Source organism: Nonomuraea sp. NPDC049725, assembly GCF_040674795.1.
GTDB classification, from domain to species: domain Bacteria; phylum Actinomycetota; class Actinomycetes; order Streptosporangiales; family Streptosporangiaceae; genus Nonomuraea; species Nonomuraea ceibae.
This window is the reverse complement of sequence record NZ_JBFANJ010000007.1, coordinates 208360-228376: the sequence shown is the minus strand read 5'-3', so window position 1 is coordinate 228376 and position 20017 is coordinate 208360. Positions and strand designations below refer to the sequence as shown.

Below are 20017 nucleotides of genomic sequence, written 5' to 3'. Positions count from 1 at the left end.
AGAACATGTCTGCCACCGAGGCATGTCCACAGTAGGAGCCCATGCACGTCACGATCGTTCGCCCCGATGAGCTGGGAGCAACCGAGGTCAGCCGCTGGCGCACCCTCCAGGAAGCCGACGCCGCCTTCGACAATCCCTTCCTGTCGCCCGAGTTCACGATCACGGTCGGCGCGCTGCGTGACCGGGTCCGGGTCGCGGTGATCCACGACGGGCCCGACATCGTGGGATTCTTCCCGTTCGAGCGGCACCCGCTGGGCATCGGCAAGCCGGTGGCCGCCGGCCTGACCGACGCCCAGGGCATGATCCACGCCAAGGACTGCCTGATCCCCGCCCAGTGGCTGCTAGCGCAGTGCGGGCTGTCGGTCTACGAGTTCGACCATCTCGTCGCCGGCCAGCCGCTGCTCGGCAGGCGGCACGAGTCCTACCCGTCGCCGGTGATCTGCCTGCGCGACGGGTTCGACGCCTACACCGCCTACCTGCGCGCCCACTCCGGCAAGACGTACAAGTCCACGCTGGCCAAGACGCGCAAGCTGGGGCGCGACATCGGCGAGGTGCGCCACGACTACGCCATCGCCGACGTGGAGCCGCTGCGCACGCTGCTCGCCTGGAAGACCGACCAGTACCGGCGCACCGGCCGCACCGACAGGTTCGCCCACCAGTGGATCGTCGAGCTGGTCGAGCGGCTGCTGGCCACCCGCACCGAGAGCTTCGCCGGCGTCCTCGACATGGTCTACGTCGACGGCGAGCCGATGGCCGGCCACTTCGGCATCCGCACCCGCACCACGCTGGCCGGCTGGTTCCCGGCCTACGACCCGCGCTTCGCCAAATACTCCCCCGGCCTCATCCACCACCTGGCGATGGCCGAGAAGGCCGCCGAGACCGGCATCCAGACGATCGACATGGGCCGGGGCGACAAGGAGTACAAGGACAAGCTGAAGACCGGCGAGCTGTCCGTCTGCGAGGGCCGCGTCGCCCGGGCGCGCCCGGCGGCCGGCGTCCACTGGATGCTGCGCGTGCCCGCCCGCAAGGCCCGCGCCACCGTGCTGGCCAACCCGGTGCTGCTCAGGACCGCCGACAAGGCGCTCAAGACCTACGGGCGGCTGCGCGCCACGCTCCCCGGATGAGGCCGATCGCCGAGCGGACCGGCCGCCACTGCCTGCTGCTCCCCTCCAACCGGCTCGGCCTCTACCTGGCGTTACGCCACTGGTGCGAGCCCGGCCAGCGGCTGCTCATGTCGCCGATCTCGGCCGACGAGATCCTCTTCCTCGTGCTGGCGGCCGGGCTGCGCCCGGTGATCGCGCCGCTCTCGCCGCGCGACGGCAACATCGACGCCGCCCGGGTCGACCTCTCCCGCGTCGACGCCGTCCTGACCACCAACCTGTACGGGCTGCCCGACCAGGTGGCGGCGTTCACCGGGAAGATCCTGGTGGAGGACGTGGCCCACGCGATGGAGACCGACGTCGGCGGCCGGCCGCTCGGCACGTTCGGGCAGGCGGGCGTGTTCAGCCTGTCCAAGCATCCCGGCGCGGGCTCGGGCGGCGTGCTGGCCGTCGAGGACGCCGCCGACCTCAAGGCCCTGGAGCGCGCCCGCGACCGGCTGCTGGAGCCGGGCTCCTTCCGGGCGGAGCTGTTCGCGGTGGCCACCTCGATGGCCAGGCAGGCGGCGCTCCGGCTCGACCTGGTGCGCCCGGCGCTGTGGCTGATGCGGGCGCTCGGGCTGCAGGAGGAGCGCGAGGGCTACCGCATCCGGCTGGAGGCCGAGGCGCTGGCCCGGGCGCTGCCGCAGGCGCCGTCGCTGCCGCCGTTCGACCCGTGGGTGCGCGCCGACCTGCACGACTACCGTGCCGCGCGGGGGCCGCTGGCGCGCTGGTACCAGCGCAGGCGGCTGGCGGCGGTGCCGCGCGAGCGGGCCAGGCGGCTGGCCGGCGTCGAGCTGCTGGCCGCGCTCCCCTCGGCCGCCCCGGCCGTGCGCGACGACCCGGGCCGGCCGCTGTTCCGCGTGCCGCTGCTGGTGCGCGACCGCGACGCGGCGATCGCCGCGCTGGAGCGGCGCGGCGTGGCCACCGGCTACCTGTACGACCCGCCCTACGACGACTACGCCGGGCCGTTCACCGAGCCCTCGCCGGACCCGGGGCCGGCCCGCCGGTGGGCGCGGCACGTGCTGCCGGTCGACCCGGTCCACGCCTCCCGCGCGCTGCCGGTGGTCGCCGGGCTCACACCCGCCTGATCAGGTCCGCGACGATCCGGCAGCCCCGCCTGACGTCGGGCAGCGACGCCGACCCGTACCCGATCACCAGGCCGTGCAGGCGTTCGGCGCCGTGGTGGTGGCGGGCGACGGTGTCGAGCAGGACGCCGCGCTCGGCGGCCCGCGCCACGATCTCCGGGGCGGCGCCGGGCGGCAGCTCGGCCAGCACGTGCAGCCCGGCCGTGTCGCCGCGCAGCCGGCAGGCCGCGCCGAGGACCTCCACCACGACGGCGCGGCGGCGCGCGTACTCCAGGCGCATCCGGCGCAGGTGCCGGTCGAGGTCGCCGCGTTCGAGCAGCGTCGCCACCGCGTGCTGGACGGGGCCGCTGGTGCGGTCGGCGATGGCGCGCCGGGCCCGGGCGATCCGGTCGACGGTCTCGGGCGCGGCCACCAGCCAGCCGACGCCGATGTCGGGAGCCAGCGACTTCGACAGCGTGCCGAGCAGCACCACCCGGGACGGGTCCAGCCCGTACAGGGCGGGCAGGGGGGCCACGTCGTAGCGGAACTCGGCGTCGTAGTCGTCCTCCACGACGGTCGCGCCGGTCCGCGCGGCCCACGACAGCAGCCGCTCCCGGCGCGGGATCGGCAGCCGGCCGCCGAGCGGGAACTGGTGGGCCGGGGTGGTGTAGAGGACGCGCAGGCCGTCGGGCAGCCCGTCGACGATCACCCCGTCCTCGTCCACCGGGCACGGCACGATCTCCGCGCCCCGGGCGGCGAACACGGCCCGCGCGGTGCGGTAGCCGGGGTCCTCGACGCCCGCCCTGGTGCCGGGGCCGAGCAGGGCCAGCGCGCACAGGTCGAGCCCGTTGCCGGTGCCCCGGGTGACCAGGATGTTCTCCGGGCCGACGGCCACCGCCCTGGTGCGGCGCAGGTGGGCGGCCAGCAGCTCCCTCAGGTGCGGCAGCCCGTACGGGTCGGGGTAGTCGCCGGGCGGCAGCTCGGCGGCCCGCCGCCAGGCGCGCTTCCAGGCGGCCCGGTCGTAGTCGCGCACCCACGGGTGGCCGGGCGTGAGGTTGATCGTGCGCTCGTCGGGCTCGACGGCGGGCGGCGGCGGTGGCGCGGGCGGCGCGGGGACGGCGCGGCGCGGCGTCTCCAGCGAGGCGACGAACGTGCCCGAGCCGTGGCGGCCCTCCAGCCAGCCCTCGGCGTAGAGCTGCTGGTACGCCTCGGTCACCACGGTGCGGCTCACGTCGAGCTGCGCCGCCAGCCCGCGCGAGGACGGCAGCCGCTCGCCCGGCGCGAGCGCCCCCGACAGCATGGCGTCACGCAGCCAGGCCGCGAGCTGCGCCGTGAGCGGCACGGCGGCGTCCCTGGACAGCGATACGGGCAGGTCAACGAGGGTACGCACGCAAGTGGTCTCCAGGAAGCGGCAAACAGTGGCTCTACAGGATAAGTCCACTTTCCCGCTAGCTTCGGAGCATGCTCTCCACCACCCCGCGCACCCGGCTCGGCCGGGAGAAGCATCGCGGCAGCGACGACCGCGCCGACCTGTACGAGGTGCTCGACACCGGACTCGTGTGCCACCTGGGCGTGGTCGTGGACGGCCACCCGATGGTGATCCCCACCGGCTACGGGCGCGTCGGCGACACCCTCTACCTGCACGGCTCCACCGGCGCCCGGTCGCTGCGCGCGGGCGAGGGCAGCGACGTGTGCGTCACGGTCACCCACCTCGACGGCATCGTGCTGGCCCGCTCGTCCTTCAACCACTCGGTCAACTACCGCTCCGCCGTGATCTACGGCCGGGCCAGGCTGGTGACCGACGAGGACGAGCGGCTGCTCGGCCTGCGCGCCCTGACCGAGCAGCTCGCCCCCGGACAGTGGGACTACACGCGGCAGCCGACGCGCAAGGAGCTGGCCGCCACCGCCGTGCTCGCGCTGTCGCTGGAGGAGGCGTCGGTCAAGATGCGCCGGGGCGCCCCCTCGGACGAGGAGGAGGACTACGCGCTGCCCGTCTGGGCCGGGGTTCTGCCGCTCGTGACGACGTGGGGCGAGCCGGTGCCCGACCCGGCTCTTCCAGAGGGAATCGACATACCTGTTCACATCAGCGGCCGAAGGTAGTTCCATAAATCAGGACCGATCCGGCAAACCAATCGCCTCGATCGTGCGTCACAATCAGGTGGGCCGCCTCTGATGGGAGAGGCAACATGGGCTGGGAAGCTCCTGGTTATACGGAAGTCAGGCAGCTCGGCACCGGCGCCGCCGGCCGGGTCGTCCTCGCCGTGCACGACGACACGGGCATCCACGTCGCCGTCAAGTACCTGTCCGACCGCTGGCGGCGCGACCCGGTGGCGCTCGCCCGCTTCCGGGCCGAGGCCCGCACGCTGACCACGCTGCGCCACCCGAACATCGCCACCCTGTGGGAGTACATCCAGGACCCGCAGGGTGCCGCCATCGTCATGGAGCTGGTCAACGGCGTGTCGCTGCGCGCCCTGCTGCGCGAGCACGGCACCACCGGGCCGGAGGCGGCGCTGGTCGTCCTCAAGGGCTCACTCCTCGGCCTGGCCAGGGCGCACGAGACGGGGCTCGTGCACCGCGACTACAAGCCGGAGAACGTCATCGTCCGCGACGACGGCGTCAGCAAGCTCGTCGACTTCGGCATCGCCGTCCGGGAGGGGACGCTCTCCCGCCCCGAGGGCACGCCGCCGTACATGGCGCCGGAGCTGTGGGCCGGGGAGCCGTCCTCGGCGGCGACCGACGTGTACGCGGCCACGGCCGTGTTCTTCGAGTGCCTGACCGGGCAGCGGCCCTACCGGTCCACCGAGCCCGTCGTGCTCGGCTACCAGCACGTGCACGCCCCCATCCCGGTCCAGGACGCGCCCGAGCCGGTGCGCGGGCTCGTCGAGCGCGGGCTGGCCAAGGACCCCGCCGCCCGGCCGGCCGGCGCCGAGGCGTTCGTGGCCGAGCTGGAGGCCGTCGCGGCGTCGGCTTACGGCGACGACTGGGAGGAGCGCGGCAGGCGGCGGCTGGCGGCGCTGGTGCTGCTGCTCGCCGTGCTCATGCCCGAGCCGCCGCCCGCCGAGCCGCAGGTGTCGACCACGCTGGCCCGCACCACCTTCCGCGGCGTGCGCGGGCACGTCACCAAGACCGCGATGGGCGCGACACTGGCCGCGCTGGTCGCCGTGTCGGCCGCGCTGGTGATCGCCAACCGGGACCGGGCGACGCCGTTCGAGCCGGTCGCCGCCGCACCGCCCACGGAGTCCGGCGTCCCCGTCGCGCTCCCGCCAACGCCGAGCACCACGCCCCAGCTCGTGCCCGAGGACACCGGTGACCCTGAGGACACCGGGGCCCCTGAGGACACCGGGGACCCGCCCGGCGGCACCGACTCCGACCCGCCGCCCACCGCCACCCCGCCGTTCACGGCCACCGCCGGGCCGAGCGCCACCCGTACCGCCGGACCGAGCGCCACCCGCACGTCCCGCCCGACCCCGACGCGCACGGCGACGCCCACGCCCACGCGGACCGTCACCCCCACCCCGACCCGCACCCCGACCAGCACCGTCACCCCGACCCCGTCGCCCGTGACCTCGGTGTCGCGGCTCGGGGTGGGGCGGCTCGCCGTGGACGGCGCCACGGCCGCCGGGACGTTCACGCTCGCCGCCACCGGCGCCGCCGCCGTCACCGTCGAGGCCACCTGGCGGGCCGGCGGCCGGATCGTGCACGTCGAACGCCTGGGGCTGCGCGGCGACACCGCCTACACGCGCACGCTGCGCCACACCTTCCCCGAACGGCCGTGCGGCCAGGACGTCACGTTGACCGTCGCGTCCACCCCGGCCGCCCCCGGCGGCGCCCGGTCGGCCACGGTCAGCGTGCCGCCCTGCCCCACCGAGGTCACCGCGTTACGGGCGACGCTCCGCATGGACGGCGCCACCGCCCGCGCCCGCCTCCTCATGACCACCAGCGGCACCGCCGAGGTGCCCGTCTCCGCCGCCTTCGCGGTCGACGGCGACCAGGTGGCCGACCGCTCGGCGACCCTGTCGGGACGGACCTCGTACACCCGCGACCTCACCTACGCCTTCCGCGCCCGCCCGTGCGGCTCCACCGTCTCGGTGCTCGTGCGCGCCGGCGGCCGGACGGCGTCCGCCCGCGCGCGCGTGACCTGCCCGCCGGAGGTGAAGAGCGTCTCGATCGTACGGAGCGCCTACGGCGACGGCACGGCCACGGTCGCCGTGGGCACCGGGAACGCCAGGCCGGTGAGGCTGACCGTGACGTTCCAGCTCGGCGACAGGGTCGCCGGGAGCCAGGTGCTGGAGCTGGCCGGCGACACGTCGTACGTCAGGACCGTGCGGCAGGCGTTCGGGCAGGTGCCCTGCGGGACGACCTGGCAGGTGCGCGCCTCCACCGAGCCGGAGGCGGGCAGCGGCACGGCGGTGGACGGCGGCCGGACCCCGGCGTGCGAGCCGGAGGAGCCGACGGAGGAACCCACGGAGCAGCCCACCGAGGAGCCCACGGAGGGGCCGGGAACCATCGGCTGACCTGCATGTACCCCCATGTACGGATATCTGGTGACGTGGTGAGGTGCCGGGCCGTTAAGCTACGCCTCGTCTGTTAAGGGTGGGGGCCCAGAAGACTCCAGAGGAGAACCGTTATGTACGGTGATGGGCAGTGGGGGGTCCCCGGCTACACCGAGGTTCGCGAACTCGGCAGCGGCGCCGCCGGCCGCGTGGTCCTGGCAAGACGCGACCGCGACGACGCCGAGGTCGCCATCAAGTACCTCTCCGACGAGCTGCGGTCCGACGTGAGCTTCGTCGCCCGCTTCCGTCACGAGGCCAGGCTGCTCGGCACGCTGCGCAGCCCGCACAACGCCCGCCTGATCGACTACGTCGAGACCGGGCGGGGCGCGGCCATCGTCATGGAGCTCGTCGACGGCGTGTCACTGCGGCAGCTGCTCAGGTCGGAGGGCCCGACCGGGCCAGAGGCCGCGCTGACCGTGCTCAAGGGTTCGCTCCAGGGACTGGCCGCCGCGCACGCCATCGGCGTCGTGCACCGCGACTACAAGCCCGAGAACGTCATCGTCCAGGGCGACGGCGACACCAAGCTCGTCGACTTCGGCATCGCGGTCATGGCCGGCGAGGGCGCGAGCGCCGCCGGCACCCCGCCCTACATGGCGCCCGAACAGTGGTCCGGGCTGCCCGCCTCGCCCGCCACCGACGTGTACGCCGCCACGGTGGTGTTCTTCGAATGCCTCACCGGCGCAAGGCCGTTCCGCGCCTCGAACGTCGCCGCCCTCGCCCACCAGCACCAGGCCGCCGCGCCGCCCGTCGAGGAGGTCCCGGCCGCGCTGCGCGAGCTGGTCGAGCGCGGCCTGGCCAAGCGGGCGGACGCGCGTCCCGCCTCCGCCGAGGCGTTCCTGGCCGAGCTGGAGGCCGTCGCGGCGGGCGCGTACGGCGACGACTGGGAGGAACGCGGCAGGCGGCGGCTGTCGGCGCTGGCGGGGCTGCTGCTCCTGCTGTTCCCGTCCGCGCCCGACGCGCCCGTGGAGGTGCACACCACGCTCGCCCGGACCCGGTTCGGCAAGCCGGGCAAGGTGATGACCAAGCTCACCGGCAAGATCGCGATCGGCGCGGTCTGCACCGGGGCGGTGATCACCGCCGCGCTCGTCCTCACCAACACCCTCGACGGCGACCGCACCCTGACCGCCCAGAGCACCGAGGTCACCCCGTCGCCCTCGGCCCCGGCCGAGCCCGCCACCTCGGAGCCGCAGTTCTCCGAGCCTCCGTTCTCCGAACCGCCCGCCTCCGAACCGCCGGCCTCGGAGCCGCCCGCCACCGAGCTTCCGGACACCGGCCCGCCCGTCGCCCCCACCACCGCCCCGACGACCGCCACCGCAGCGCCACCGCCGGACCCCGCCCCCACGACCGCCGCCCCCACCAAGACGGCCAAGCCGGCCACCGCCGCCCCCACGGCCACCAAGACCCGCTCCCCCAAGCCCACGAAGACCGCCGACCCGCAGCTCACCGGCAGGGCCCACGCCCACAACGGCACCGCCGGGCCGCTCCCCAAGCCGACCCCCACCCCCACCGCCACCCAGGCGACCACCCGGCCGCCCCGCCCCACGCCCACCCGAACCCCGACGTCCCAGAGCCCCACCCCGGACGACGAGCCCACGGGCGACGGCGAGACCACGCCCGGACTCCCCGGCCCCGAGCCCTCCACGGCAGCGGCGGCCCCCGCGGCACTGCTCGCGGCCGGGCTCGTGACGACAGGCGCGCTTCCCGTCACACTTGCGGTGAAACGCCGCATGGCGGGACGGCACCGCAGGAAGCGCTAGAAGACGCGGCGGGGGGCGACGGCGATGAGCAGTCCGAGAAACGGTATTGCCGGGTTCCGGCTGACCGAGCACACGTGGATCACCGAGCTGGGCAACTGGATCGACGCGATCTCACCCGACGGGCGGCGGGCGGGGGCGCTGCTGTTCGACGCGCGCGTCATCGAACAGCCCGGGGTGCGGGAGCGCGTCGTGTCCGCCGTCCTCACCGACCGCCGCCTCGTCCTCGGCGGCCTCACGGGGCTCATCCCGGTGGCGGACGTCGTGGCGGCCGGTGACCAGGTGTGGCTCCTGACCGCCCAGGCGGTCACCCCCACCCTCTCCACCCTCCTCACCATCCCCCCGTCCAGCGACACCCCCGGGCGGGGCGGGCACCCCTACGGCGGCGCCCCCGGGCGGGGCGGGCACCCGTACGGCGACGCCCCCGGGCGGGGCGGGCACCCGTACGGCGACGCGGCCCCACAAGGCGGGCGCCCCTTCGGAGACTCCGCCGCTCACGGCGGGCACCCGTACGGGGATGGGGGTGGGGTGTCGCTGTTGGGGGGTGTGGAAGCCGGTGGGGCGGCGTCGGTGCTGGTGGAGACGGCGCGGACGCTGCTCGGGCTGCACGCCGCCGGGGTGACCCACGGCTCCGTGCATCCGGGGACCGTGGTGATCACGGCCGAGGGGGAGGCGCTGCTGTCGGAGCGCGGCCTGGCCGACGCCATCCGGGGCCAGGTGTCCGCTCCGGAACGGGACGCCGCCGGGTGGGCGTCGCTGGCACGCGGGCTGGCGGCCTCGAGCACCAGGGAGGCGCCCCAGGTGGCGGCGCTGTTCGAACGGGCGGCGGGCACGGCGGTCACCAGGGGGCTGGCGGCGGCCCGGGACCTGCTGCTGGCCGAGCTGCCCCCGGGGACGGTCAGCCGGGACGGCCTGGCCCGGGCGGCGCGCGGCCGTTCGGTGTTCGCCCAGCCCCCGGCGTACCGGCAGCCCGCCGCCCCGGCGCCGGAGGATCGGGACGAGGGCGACATCGTCACCCTTCTGCACGTCCCCGAAACCCGTACCCCCGCAGGCCCGGACGGCATGGCGGCCCCGGACGGCTTGGCGGGCGCCGGGGCCGGGACGCGGCCGGGGGCTGAGGTGGCCACGCGCCCGGGGCGGCAGGGGGACGGGGAGGTGCGGTTCGGGCCGGGGGTCGGGGCGCCGGCGGAGACGGCGGCGGAGCGGATCTGGCGCGAGGGCCGTGACGGGCCGGGCGGGCGGCGCGGCGCGGGCCGGCGGGGCAGGGCGCGACGGCGGCGGACAGTGCTGTCCGCGGTCGTGCTGGCGGCGGTGCTGGCGGGCGCGGCGTTCGCCTGGCTGCGGCTGAACGGCGGCGGCGGCCCGGAGCTGGCCGTGTCGGAGGTGGCGGTGCGCGTGCCGAAGAAGACCCAGGGCTGCGACACCGTGGTGACCGTCACGGGCACGATCACCACGAACGGCGGCGTGGGCGAGATCCGGTACGAGTGGCACCAGAACCTGGAGAAGAAGGTCGAGCGCGGCACCCTGCGCACCCGGGCGGACAGGACGTCGTACGACCTGACGCTGCGCTGGGAGTTGCAGGGTGAGAGCACGGTGAAGGCGACGTCGACGCTGCGGGTGCTGTCGCCGGGCCCGGCGCGCAGCGGCAAGGCGACTTTCACGTACAAGTGCTGAAGCCCAAGTGCCGAACGGCGCAACAATGCATCTCAAAGCCGTTCTTACTACTCTGACGGGCATGACCCAGCAGACCCCCGCGGGCTGGTACCCCGACCCGTACGGATCCCCTCAGTTGCGGTGGTGGGACGGCAACCAGTGGACGGACGCCACCCACCCCCTGGAGCAGGGATCGCAGCAGCCCCAGAGCCGCCCGCAGCAGCCTCAGAGCCAGCCTGACTGGTCGTCGGCCCCGGCGAATCCCACGCTCGCCTACGGCCAGCAGCCGCAGTTCGCGCAGGCCCCGCCGCAGCAGCAGCAACCGCCCCAGCAGGGCCAGCAGGCCCAGCAGCCCCCGCAGCAGCCCGGTCAGTGGGGCGGCGCGCCGCTGCCCGGTCCCGGTTACGGGCCGCCGCCCAAGCAGAGCAACCCGCTGCCGTGGGTGCTCGGCGGCCTGGCGGCGCTGGTGGTGGTGGCGCTGATCGCGGTGGCGGGCATCTACCTGGCCAACAGCTCCTCGCCGGTGGCGGCGCCGACCGACTCGCCGACGCAGTCACTGCCGGAGACGGAGGACCCGCCGAGCGAGCGGCCCTCCGACCCGCCGACCGACCAGCCCACGGATCGGCCGACGACCCCGGCCCAGCTGCCGCAGCCGCAGGACGGCACGGTGACCGACCCCATCGCGGGCCTCTCGTACGAGGTGCCGGATGGGTGGACGGTGCCGGAGGCGAGCTCGATCAACGGCACCAACCCGGCCATCCAGTCGTGGACGAGCGGCGTGGGCAAGGTCGCGCACGAGAAATTCGACGGCGAGAGCGACTGGGTGGGCAACATCTACGCGGGTGAGCTGATCGAGCGCTTCCCGTACGCCGGGGTGCCGAGCCTGGGCACCACGGCCAAGCTGGTGATGGCGGACTTCGCCCGTTACTACGACCTCCCCCACGAGAGCAAGATCGTCGCCGACAAGGCCATGAAGATCGGTGACCGGGACGCCTGGGTGGTGCAGTTCGAGTACGACTTCACCAAGGTGTCGGAGCAGAAGAACTTCAAGTGGAAGAAGGAGAGCGGCGCGGTCGTGCTGATGGACCGGGGCGAGGGCGAGCGTCCGGCGCTGGTCTACATCTCGGTCCCGGACAACCTGGGCACCGACGTGGTCGGTGACGTGCTCAGCTCTATCAAGCCCGCCTGACCGGTGGCACTAGGCTGGTGGGGTAGGCAAGCGGGGCGGGTCACTCCGGGCCGCTGCGGCGAGGAGAACGAATGAGTGACTTGCTGGTCTGGATCGACTGCGAGATGACCGGGCTCGATCTCGGGCGCGACGCGCTCGTGGAGGTGGCGTGCATCGTCACCGACAGCGAGCTCAACCAGCTGGACGAGGGCGTCGACGTGGTCATCAAGCCGCCGCCGGAGTCGCTGGAGCAGATGTCGCAGGTGGTCAGGGAGATGCACACCGCGTCCGGGCTGCTGCCGGAGCTGGCCGGCGGGGTGACGCTGGCCGAGGCGGAGTCCATGGTGCTCGACTACCTGCGGCGGCACATCGCCGAGCCGAAGAAGGCGCCGCTGTGCGGCAACTCGATCGGCACGGACCGCACGTTCCTGTCGCGTGACATGCCGGCGGTGGACGCCTACCTGCACTATCGGATGATCGACGTGTCGTCGATCAAGGAGCTGGTCCGCCGGTGGTATCCGCGGGTCTACTTCGCCGCGCCCGAGAAGCAGGGCGGTCACCGGGCTCTCGCCGACATCACCGAGAGCATCCGCGAGCTGCGCTACTACCGTGCGGCCGTGTTCGTGGGGCAGCCCGGGCCCGATTCGGCGACGGCCCGGACGCTCGCCGAGCGTGTCAGCGGTTAATGGGTGGCGTGAAGACTCCCGAACACCGCTACACTTTTGCTGTGCCGTTCTCACGGGCGGCACGATGGTGGGTGTAGCTCAGTTGGCAGAGCGCCAGGTTGTGGTCCTGGATGTCGAGGGTTCAAGTCCCTTCACTCACCCTGACGCGAACGGCCGGTCCGATAGGACCGGCCGTTGCCGTTTTCTTCCGGCATCGTCCCCAAATCACGACATTGCGAGTTATGCTCGCTGTCTACCGCCAACGCCGGAAGCTCGGGGGCCCTCGGCGACCTGACTGTCTACGCGCCCCGGAGGCCGGATGAGAGTCGACGACGCAGCGTTCGAGAGCGTGTTCACGTCATTGAGCAAGCGCGAGGCCGAGGTCATGGACCTGATCGCGAAGGGCGAGTCCAACGGCCAGATCGCGCAACGGCTTTTCCTCAGCGAGAAGACGGTCAAGAACCACGTCAACCGCATCTACGCCAAGCTGGGCGTGGACTCGCGCGTCACCGCGATCGGCCTGTGGCTATCGCGTGAGTGACCCCTCCAGGGTGGTGGCCAGGGCGTCGAGCCCGTGCTCCAGGTCCTGCTCGGGGATGTTCAGCGCCGGGCGCAGCCGCACCGAGCGGGTGCCGCACGGCAGCACCAGCACGCCCGCGTCCTCGCGCAGCGCGGTGACCATCGCGTCGCGCGCCGCCGTGCCGGGCAGGTCGAAGGCGGCCATCAGGCCCCGGCCGCGCACGTTCGCGACGGTCTCCGGGTGCTCGGCCTCCAGCTTGGTGAGGCGTTCGAGGATGACCGAGCCGAGGGTGGCGGCGCGCGGGATCAGCCGGTCGCGTTCGATGATCTCCATCAGGCCGCGGCTGCGGACCATGTCGACCAGCCCGCCGCCCCAGGTGGAGTTGATCCGCCCGCTGCGCCTGAACACGTTGTCCTCGACCTGGTCCACCCGGCGGCCCGCCATGATGCCGCCCACCTGGACCTTCTTGGCGAAGGCCACGATGTCGGGCTCCAGGCCGAGCTGCTGGTAGGCCCACGGGGTGCCGGTGGTGCCGCCGCCGGTCTGCACCTCGTCCAGCACGAACAGCGCGTCGTGCTCGTGGCAGAGCCGCTGCATCGCCTGGAGGAACTCGGCCCGCATGTGGTTGTCGCCGCCCTCGCCCTGGATGGGCTCGGCGATGAAGCAGGCGATGTCGTGCGGGTGGCGTTCGAAGGCGGCGCGGGCCTGGGCGAGCGCGCGTTCCTCGGCCGCCTCGACGTCGCCGAAGTGGATGGCGGGCACGTCCACGCGCGGCCAGTCGAAGACGGGGAAGCGCTCGGTCTTGACCGGGTCGGTGTTGGTCAGGCTCAGCGTGTAGCCGCTGCGGCCGTGGAAGGCCTGGGTGAGGTGCAGGACGCGGGTGCCGAGCGCGGGTGAGCGGCCGGCGGCCTCGTTGCGGCGGCTCTTGTAGTCGAAGGCCGTCTTCAGCGCGTTCTCGACGGCCAGCGCGCCGCCCTCGACGAAGAACAGGTGGGGAAGGGCCGGGTCGCCGAACACGCGGGTGAAGGTGTCGACGAAGTCCGCCAGGTGCTCGGTGTACATGTCGGGGTTGGCGGGTTTGTTCCGGGCGACCTGGCCGAGCAGGCGGGTGAAGTCCGGGTCGAAGGGCGGGTTCACGCCCAGGGGCGCGGATGCGAAGAACGTGTAGAAGTCCAGGTAGCGGCGGCCGTCGCGGGCGTCGACCAGCCAGGAGCCCTGGCTGAGCTCCAGGTCGAGGACGAGCCGGTAACCGTCGACGAGCAGGTGGCGGGCGAGGCGGGCGTGTACGTCCATGTCTCCTCCACAATGAGCCGGACATGCTGTACATTTCCCGCCTTCATCCCGATATATACGTAAGATTTACGGATGATGGGCCTTCGGCGCGAGGTTCTTCACTCGGAACGCCAGGGCCACCATCGCGATGCCGTACAGGATGGCGAAGATCCCGATCAGCCAGGCCAGCGTGAGCAGGCCCGCCCCCGGCCAGATCAGCAGCAGGACGCCGAAGATCACCGACAGGATGCCGCCCACGATGAGCATCCACTCGTTGTCGATCACCTTGCGGAGCTGGATCCCGTCCACGATCTCGGCGATCCCGTGGAAGATCGCCCAGAACGCGACCACGTACAGCAGTGCCAGCGAGGTGATGCCGGGCCACACCAGGGCCACGATGCCGGCCAGGACGCTGACGACGCCGATGAAGATCGGCCACGCCCGCGACCGCGCCCCGTGCCGGAACCCGGAGAAGATCGAGAAGATCCCGTCGACGATCGCGTACGCGCCGAAGAAGACCACCAGCACCAGCAGTGTGATGCCCGGCCAGATCAGCGCGAGGATGCCGAAGAGGATCGCCGCGATGCCGCGGATGAGCACCAGCCACCAGGTGCTTGCGAGTCGTTCCATTCCGCTCTGCTGTCCAGGATCGACTCCCGGATAGCCCCGCATGCGGTCAAATCACTGTGAATAGACCACGATCGACACCGCGATGTACTGCACCAGGTAGGCGGCCAGCGTGAAGGCGTGGAAGACCTCGTGGTAGCCGAACCAGCGCGGCGACGGGTCGGGGCGGCGCAGCCCGTACACGACGGCGCCGGCGCTGTAGAAGACGCCGCCGACGGCGACGAGCACCACGGCGACCACCCCCGCGCCCTCCAGGAGCTGCGGCATCACGAAGATCGCGGTCCAGCCGAGCGCCAGGTAGAGCACGGTGTAGAGCCAGCGCGGCGCGCCCATCCACAGCACCCTGAACAGCACCCCGGCCAGCGCCCCGCCCCAGATCACGCCGAGCACCGCCACCCGGGCGGCCCCGTCGAGCGCCAGCAGCGCGAACGGCGTGTAGGTGCCCGCGATGATCAGGTAGATGTTCGCGTGGTCGCAGCGCCGCAGCACCTCCGCCAGCCGGGGGCCGAGCGTGCTGCGGTGGTAGGTGGCCGAGATGCCGAAGAGCAGCCCCGAGGTGATCGCGTAGACGGCGGCGGCGAGACGGGCCTGGAGCGTGGGGCCGAGCGCCACGAGCGCGAACCCGCCCAGCAGGGTCACGGGCAGCGCCCCCGCGTGCAACCAACCGCGCAACCGGGGCTTTACGGTGATCGTCGTCATGAAACCTACGGTACCGTAGGTTAGAGACCGTTGAGAAAGCGGACCGCGATCGGCACCGCCGCCGAGCCGCCCGATCCGCCGTGCCTGACGAACACGCAGAACGCCAGGTCGTCGGTGAATCCCATGAACCAGGCGTGCGGCCGCTGACCCTGCACCTCGGCCGTCCCCGTCTTGCCCGCCACCCCCGGCGGCAGCCCCGCGCCACTGGCCGTGCCGTGGTCCACGACGGCCCGCATCATCTGCCGCAGCCCCGCCACGACCGTCGAGTCCATCGGCGCCGGCGGATGCGGCGGGCCGTCGATCCGGCGCACCTCCTTCTCGGCGAGCAGCCGGGGCGAGCGCAGCGTGCCGTCCTGCACGGCGGCGGCGATCGCCGCCATGCACAGCGGCGTGGCCAGCACCTTGCCCTGGCCGATGATGTTCGCCCCTGCGTCATCGGGCGTCTGCGGGTCCTCGATCGAGCCGCACGCGCCCTGCGCGCCCGTCGGCATGCTGCGCCCGAACCCCCACTCCAGCGCCGTCTCCCGCAGCTCCTCGGCGTCGAGCCGGGTCGTGCCCTGCTGGACGAACGTGGTGTTGCAGGAGTACGCGAGCGCGTCGGCGAAGGAGACCACGCCCCGGTCCCTCTCCCCGTCGTTGCCGAAGCCCCGGTGGCCGGGGATCGCGTACCTGGCCGGGCACGGCACCGGGGAGCCCGGCTGGAGCCCGGACTTCAGCAGCGCGGCGGCCACGATCGTCTTGAACGTGGAGCCGGGCGGGAACATGTCGTGGAAGGCGCTGAAGTTGTCCTTGAGCCGGTCGGCCACCGCCAGCACCTCCCCGGTGCCGGGACGCAGCACGACGATCGAGGAGTTCTCCACGCCGTCCAGCGCCCGCGCGGCGGCGGCCTGGACGGGGCGCGACAGCGTGAGGCGCACGACGTTCGGCTTCGGCTCGGCGGTCAGCAGCCGCCGCTCGGCCCCGCCCGGCTCCTTGGCCACCAGCGCCAGCCCCAGGTTCACGTCCCCGAACTCGGGCCGCAGCCTGGCCAGGTACGACTCCACGTGACTGTCGCGCGGGATCGGATCGCCCTCCCGGGTGACCAGCTCGACCGCCGGACCCTCGAAGTCGGTCAGCTCCACCGTGGCGCCGCCCTTGAGCACCGGGTGCAGCGTCTCCGGGGCCCACAGCACCTTCCACTCCCCGTCGCGCACGGCCAGCCGCAGCACCCCGTCGAACGGCCACTCGCCCAGCTCGTCCAGCGTCCGCACCCCGCTGAACGGCGCCTCCGCGCTCTCCTCGCCGGTGCTCTTCACCGGCGCGGGACGTAACTCCAGGCCGGTGACGCCGAGCTCGGCGTCCATCGCCCGGTGCCGCTCCCGGAAGTCGCCCGGCGGCTGGTCGACCAGCCGGCTCATCGCCCCGACGTCGCCCGCCCGCCAGGCGTCGAAGTACGCCTTCGCGGTGGCGGCGGCGCTGCCCCGGACCCCGCCGGCGGCGGCGACGGCGAAGGCCACCGCGGCCATCACCGCGAGAACCGCCCCGAGGAGCACAATCAGCCTTCTGCGTCGCATACGGTTCTCCCAGGGAGGGATCAGCGTGGCACGTGGACAGCAGCGGGAACCGGCCCCCGGCCAGTATTCGGTGACGTTCGGCGAGGTCGAACTGCTCCGGGATCTGGACAGGCAGGACGGCTGGATGCTGTCCAAGGATGGCGTACCGCAGTCGTATGTCGACCTACAAGACCCCACATTCCTGGAATTCGAGTACGTACGCCTCATGGCGGACGTCATCGACCTGCTTCCGGAAGGGGAGCTGAGCTGCGTCCACGTGGGCGGCGGGGCGTGCACGATCCCCCGTTACGTCACGGCGACCCGGCCGGGGTCGCGGCACATCGTGATCGAGCCCGACGGGCTGCTCGTCGACCTGGTGCGCGAGCAGCTCGCGCTGCGCTCGGTGCCCCGGCTGAAGGTCATCGTGGCCGGTGGGCGCGAGGGCACCGCGAAGGTGTGGGACGCCACGGCCGACCTGCTGGTCCTGGACGCCTTCAGCGGCGCGACGATGCCCGTGGAGCTGGCCACCGAGGAATACCTGGGCGACATCGCCCGGGTGCTGCGGCCTTCGGGCACGCTGCTGGTCAACCTGGCCGACGGCAAGGGCCTGGCGTTCGCCAGGCGGCTGCTGGCCACGGTGACGGGCGCGTTCCGGCACGTGGCGCTGCTGGCCGAGCCGGGGGTGATGCGGGGACGCCGGTTCGGCAACCTCATCGTCGCCGCCTCCCGGACGGAGCTGCCGGTCGAGCTGCTCACCCGACGCGCGGCGGGCGGCCTCACGCAGGCGCGGTGCGTGCACGGCGAGGCGCTGGTCAACTTCATCGCCGGGGCCGTGCCCATCAGGGACGGCGACGCGGTGCTCGCACCGGTGCCGCCTCCCGCGGTGTTCGGCTAGGGGCGCAGGTAGGCCAGGACGGCGGCGACCCTGCGGTGCACGTCGCCGCTGTTCTCCAGGCCGAGCTTGGTGAAGATGGCGTTGACGTTCTTCTCCACCGACGACACCGACAGGTGCAGCGCCCTGGCGATGGCGCCGTTGGACCTGCCGTGGGCCATCTCGCGCAGCACGTCGCGCTCGCGCGGGGTGAGCGACTCCGGCTCGCCGCGCACGTCGTGCCTGGCCATCAGGCCCTCGACCACCTTCGGGTCGATGACGGAGCCGCCGGAGGCGACCGCCCTGATCGCGCCCAGCAGCTCGTCGAGGTCGCCGACGCGGTCCTTCAGCAGGTAGGCCAGCCCCTCGGTGCCGTGCTTGAACAGCTCCAGGGCGAACAGCGCGTCGGAGTACTGCGACAGCACGACGATGCCGACGCCCGGGTGGGCGGCGCGCACGCGGTGGGCGGCGTCGATGCCCTCGAAGCCCTGCCGCCACCGCCCTCCGGGCATCCGGATGTCGGTGACCACCACGTCGGGCCGGAGCCTGCGGACGGCGTCGAGGAGCTGGTCGGCGTCGCCGACGGCGGCGGCGACGGTGACCTCGCTGGAGGTCTCCAGCAGCCGCCGGGTGCCCTCGCGCACCAGGTAGTGGTCGTCGGCCAGGACGGCCCTGATCGGCTCACCCATCGACCGGCACCCAGGCGTGCACCCGTGTCCCCTTTCCCCGCTCGCTGTCGACCCGCAGCCCGCCGCCCAGCGCGGTGAGCCGGTCGGTCAGCGTGCCGAGCACGCCGGGCCGGGCCTCGAAGCCGGCGCCGTCGTCGCCCACGGTCACGCCGAGCCGTCCGTCGTCCCTGGACAGCCGCACTTCTATCCTGGCCGCCGCGGCGTGCTTGAGCGCGTTGGCCACGGCCTCGCTCACCGTGAAGTACATCGCGCCCTCGACCTCGTCGGGGAAGCGCTCGGCCCGCAGGTCGCGCCCGGCGTGGACGTGGACGGGCACGGGCAGCCGGGCGCAGCGCTCCTCGACGGCCTCGACGAGGCCGCCCTGGCTCAGCGCCGACGGGTGGATGCCGGCGGCCAGCTCGCGCAGGTCGGCGAGGGTCTGGCGGGCCTGTTCGCGCAGGCCGGCGAGGGTCGCGGCGCCGGCCCCGGTGGCTCGGGCCAGCTCGATCCCGGCGATGAGGGCGACGAGCTGCTGCTGGACGCCGTCGTGGATGTTGCGCTCGATGCGCCGCCGCTCGGCCTCCTGGGCGTTGACCAGGCGGGTGGCCAGCCCGGCGCTCTGGATGGCGAGCCCGGCGGGCACGGCGAGCGCTTCCAGGAAGCGCCGGTCCTCGCGGGTCAGGCGGCCGGAGACGCGGGGGCCGCATTCGAGCCGCCCCTGGCCGCCCCGTACGGGCAGCGTGAGGGCCGCGGGACCGTCCTCGGCCCCGGACACCACCCGCCTGCCGTCGGCGAGCGTGACGGCCGCCCAGCGCGTCTCCAGGCCGGTCCGTACGGCCTCGGCCAGCCTGCCGAGCTGCTCCACGGGTTCCGGGCTGTCCTCCAGGTCGGGGGCGAGGCCGGACAGCACCTCCCCCACGGTCGGCCGTACGTCGAACACCAGGAGCAGGCGCGAGCCGCGCAGGCCGATGCGGATGTCGAGCAGGTGGTGGCGGGCGACCGCGACGACGATCGCGCCGGGCAGCGCGCCGAGCACGGCCAGCATGCCGACCAGGCCGACCGCCGGAGCCTGGCCGCCGCTGAGGAACAGGTAGCCGAGCACGATCCCGATCTGGTTGGCGGCGGCGCCGGCGGCCATCCAGCCGTACTGGGCCCGCTCGGGCGGGCGGCTGCGCCACCAGCGGAGCACGAGCCCGGCGAGGACCACGTGGCCGAGGACCCAGACCGTGAACTGCCCGGCCGCGGAGGCGAAGACGCCGGCCCACTGGACGGGGCCGTGCACGTCGACGGGCCGGCCGGGCAGGAACGACACCGTCAGGTTGCCGGCGGCGTGCAGGGCGATCGCGACCCCGGCGAGCCAGGCGACGGGCCGCCAGCGCCGCGACGGCAGCCGGCCCTCCGGGAACAGCAGCGGCACGTACACCCAGCTCAGCCCGTAGAAGACGGCCATCGCGGCGAGGGCCGCCCGGGCGAGCCCCGGCGCGACGTCCGCCAGGGCGACCCCGGACAGGCCGACGCCGAAGCAGACGGCGGCGGCCAGCAGCAGCCTGCCGTAGGGCACGTCGGGCCGCCGGACGGCCAGCAGCAGGCCGAGCGCCGGGAGGATCAGGCCGACGGCGACGAACGCCGCCTGCGAGGCGAGGGGCCCGCCCGTCGCGACGGTGGCCGCCACCAGCGTCACGGCCGCGGTCGCGGCCGCCAGGACCGCCGCCAGGTTGGTACGCATATCCGACCATCGTCACAAGCCTTCCGGACGGCGTCCATCCGGTTGACCGCACACTTCGTACGGCCGTCCGCACCGCCGGGACGGTGGCCCGCACGGTGGGCCGGGC

The 20017-nt window shown here is 73.6% G+C and carries 17 protein-coding genes and 1 tRNA gene; 11 read left to right on the top strand and 7 right to left on the bottom strand.

Translation table 11 applies throughout. The annotated features are described in order from the left end of the window. The first annotated feature begins 41 nt into the window (after positions 1 to 41). Both AB0J53_RS20465 and AB0J53_RS20460 read left to right on the top strand, forming a co-directional pair. Entirely contained in the window at positions 42 to 1124 is a 1083-nt protein-coding gene (locus AB0J53_RS20465; RefSeq protein WP_364174358.1) for a GNAT family N-acetyltransferase, read from the top strand. Next, positions 1121 to 2227: a DegT/DnrJ/EryC1/StrS family aminotransferase gene (locus AB0J53_RS20460; RefSeq protein ID WP_364174355.1), complete on the top strand. Its 1107-nt coding sequence runs from the start codon at positions 1121 to 1123 to the stop codon at positions 2225 to 2227. The genes AB0J53_RS20465 and AB0J53_RS20460 overlap by 4 nt, the downstream gene beginning before the upstream one ends. Here the strand turns inward: AB0J53_RS20460 and AB0J53_RS20455 are convergent. Continuing rightward, the gene (locus AB0J53_RS20455; protein WP_219517421.1) at positions 2214 to 3593 is read right to left on the bottom strand and encodes a PLP-dependent aminotransferase family protein; all 1380 of its coding nucleotides are present in this window, start codon (positions 3591 to 3593) and stop codon (positions 2214 to 2216) included. The genes AB0J53_RS20460 and AB0J53_RS20455 overlap by 14 nt on opposite strands. Positions 3594 to 3664: 71 nt before the next feature. Between AB0J53_RS20455 and AB0J53_RS20450 the strand changes: the two genes are divergently transcribed. The 8 genes from AB0J53_RS20450 (at position 3665) to AB0J53_RS20415 (ending at position 12537) form a co-directional block, all read left to right on the top strand. Continuing rightward, positions 3665 to 4303, top strand: a complete 639-nt coding sequence (locus AB0J53_RS20450) for a pyridoxamine 5'-phosphate oxidase family protein (RefSeq protein ID WP_364174352.1) — start codon at positions 3665 to 3667, stop codon at positions 4301 to 4303. 86 nt (positions 4304 to 4389) lie between these two features. Then, positions 4390 to 6717 (top strand): serine/threonine-protein kinase, encoded by a 2328-nt coding sequence (locus AB0J53_RS20445; protein WP_364174349.1) that lies wholly within the window; start codon positions 4390 to 4392, stop codon positions 6715 to 6717. 113 nt (positions 6718 to 6830) lie between these two features. Then, a complete protein-coding gene (locus tag AB0J53_RS20440; protein WP_364174347.1) occupies positions 6831 to 8513 on the top strand; it encodes a serine/threonine-protein kinase in 1683 nt (560 codons plus the stop codon). 24 nt (positions 8514 to 8537) lie between these two features. Further along, on the top strand, positions 8538 to 10184 hold the full coding sequence (locus AB0J53_RS20435; protein ID WP_364174344.1) for a hypothetical protein: 1647 nt from the start codon (positions 8538 to 8540) through the stop codon (positions 10182 to 10184). A 61-nt stretch (positions 10185 to 10245) separates the two neighbouring features. After that, complete coding sequence (locus AB0J53_RS20430; RefSeq protein WP_364174341.1) at positions 10246 to 11352, top strand: DUF2510 domain-containing protein; 1107 nt, start codon at positions 10246 to 10248, stop codon at positions 11350 to 11352. A gap of 71 nt (positions 11353 to 11423) precedes the next feature. Continuing rightward, complete coding sequence (orn, locus tag AB0J53_RS20425) at positions 11424 to 12017, top strand: oligoribonuclease (RefSeq protein WP_219513622.1); 594 nt, start codon at positions 11424 to 11426, stop codon at positions 12015 to 12017. Positions 12018 to 12084: 67 nt separating this feature from the next. Then, positions 12085 to 12157: transfer RNA gene (locus tag AB0J53_RS20420), tRNA-His, on the top strand. A gap of 158 nt (positions 12158 to 12315) precedes the next feature. Further along, positions 12316 to 12537, top strand: a complete 222-nt coding sequence (locus AB0J53_RS20415; RefSeq protein WP_049556178.1) for a LuxR C-terminal-related transcriptional regulator — start codon at positions 12316 to 12318, stop codon at positions 12535 to 12537. Here AB0J53_RS20415 and lat read toward each other — a convergent pair. From lat to AB0J53_RS20395, 4 genes are all read right to left on the bottom strand, one after another. Further along, complete coding sequence (lat, locus tag AB0J53_RS20410) at positions 12523 to 13809, bottom strand: L-lysine 6-transaminase (RefSeq protein WP_364174337.1); 1287 nt, start codon at positions 13807 to 13809, stop codon at positions 12523 to 12525. The two genes, AB0J53_RS20415 and lat, sit on opposite strands and share 15 nt — an antisense overlap. 66 nt (positions 13810 to 13875) lie before the next feature. Then, positions 13876 to 14418 carry an HdeD family acid-resistance protein gene (locus tag AB0J53_RS20405; RefSeq protein ID WP_219513632.1) on the bottom strand — a complete coding sequence of 181 codons (543 nt, stop codon included), beginning with the start codon at positions 14416 to 14418 and terminating at the stop codon, positions 13876 to 13878. A gap of 51 nt (positions 14419 to 14469) precedes the next feature. Continuing rightward, positions 14470 to 15114, bottom strand: coding sequence for a hemolysin III family protein (locus AB0J53_RS20400; RefSeq protein WP_219513640.1), 645 nt, complete (start codon positions 15112 to 15114; stop codon positions 14470 to 14472). Between the two features lie 20 nt (positions 15115 to 15134). After that, positions 15135 to 16667 carry a penicillin-binding transpeptidase domain-containing protein gene (locus tag AB0J53_RS20395; RefSeq protein ID WP_364174332.1) on the bottom strand — a complete coding sequence of 511 codons (1533 nt, stop codon included), beginning with the start codon at positions 16665 to 16667 and terminating at the stop codon, positions 15135 to 15137. A gap of 25 nt (positions 16668 to 16692) precedes the next feature. Between AB0J53_RS20395 and AB0J53_RS20390 the strand changes: the two genes are divergently transcribed. Beyond that, entirely contained in the window at positions 16693 to 17541 is an 849-nt protein-coding gene (locus AB0J53_RS20390; protein WP_364174330.1) for a fused MFS/spermidine synthase, read from the top strand. Here AB0J53_RS20390 and AB0J53_RS20385 read toward each other — a convergent pair. Together AB0J53_RS20385 and AB0J53_RS20380 are read right to left on the bottom strand one after the other, a co-directional pair. Next, entirely contained in the window at positions 17538 to 18206 is a 669-nt protein-coding gene (locus tag AB0J53_RS20385; RefSeq protein WP_364174327.1) for a response regulator transcription factor, read from the bottom strand. The genes AB0J53_RS20390 and AB0J53_RS20385 overlap by 4 nt on opposite strands. Then, complete coding sequence (locus AB0J53_RS20380) at positions 18199 to 19911, bottom strand: histidine kinase (RefSeq protein WP_364174324.1); 1713 nt, start codon at positions 19909 to 19911, stop codon at positions 18199 to 18201. Before AB0J53_RS20380 ends, AB0J53_RS20385 begins: the two co-directional genes overlap by 8 nt. Positions 19912 to 20017: the final 106 nt, after the last annotated feature.

Coding starts and splice junctions, on each gene's coding strand:
- AB0J53_RS20465 (WP_364174358.1), top strand. CDS start 42: ATGCACGTCACGATCGTTCGCCCCGATGAGCTGGGAGCAACCGAGGTC.
- AB0J53_RS20460 (WP_364174355.1), top strand. CDS start 1,121: ATGAGGCCGATCGCCGAGCGGACCGGCCGCCACTGCCTGCTGCTCCCC.
- AB0J53_RS20450 (WP_364174352.1), top strand. CDS start 3,665: ATGCTCTCCACCACCCCGCGCACCCGGCTCGGCCGGGAGAAGCATCGC.
- AB0J53_RS20445 (WP_364174349.1), top strand. CDS start 4,390: ATGGGCTGGGAAGCTCCTGGTTATACGGAAGTCAGGCAGCTCGGCACC.
- AB0J53_RS20440 (WP_364174347.1), top strand. CDS start 6,831: ATGTACGGTGATGGGCAGTGGGGGGTCCCCGGCTACACCGAGGTTCGC.
- AB0J53_RS20435 (WP_364174344.1), top strand. CDS start 8,538: ATGAGCAGTCCGAGAAACGGTATTGCCGGGTTCCGGCTGACCGAGCAC.
- AB0J53_RS20430 (WP_364174341.1), top strand. CDS start 10,246: ATGACCCAGCAGACCCCCGCGGGCTGGTACCCCGACCCGTACGGATCC.
- orn (WP_219513622.1), top strand. CDS start 11,424: ATGAGTGACTTGCTGGTCTGGATCGACTGCGAGATGACCGGGCTCGAT.
- AB0J53_RS20415 (WP_049556178.1), top strand. CDS start 12,316: ATGAGAGTCGACGACGCAGCGTTCGAGAGCGTGTTCACGTCATTGAGC.
- lat (WP_364174337.1), bottom strand. CDS start 13,809: ATGGACGTACACGCCCGCCTCGCCCGCCACCTGCTCGTCGACGGTTAC.
- AB0J53_RS20405 (WP_219513632.1), bottom strand. CDS start 14,418: ATGGAACGACTCGCAAGCACCTGGTGGCTGGTGCTCATCCGCGGCATC.
- AB0J53_RS20400 (WP_219513640.1), bottom strand. CDS start 15,114: ATGACGACGATCACCGTAAAGCCCCGGTTGCGCGGTTGGTTGCACGCG.
- AB0J53_RS20395 (WP_364174332.1), bottom strand. CDS start 16,667: ATGCGACGCAGAAGGCTGATTGTGCTCCTCGGGGCGGTTCTCGCGGTG.
- AB0J53_RS20385 (WP_364174327.1), bottom strand. CDS start 18,206: ATGGGTGAGCCGATCAGGGCCGTCCTGGCCGACGACCACTACCTGGTG.
- AB0J53_RS20380 (WP_364174324.1), bottom strand. CDS start 19,911: ATGCGTACCAACCTGGCGGCGGTCCTGGCGGCCGCGACCGCGGCCGTG.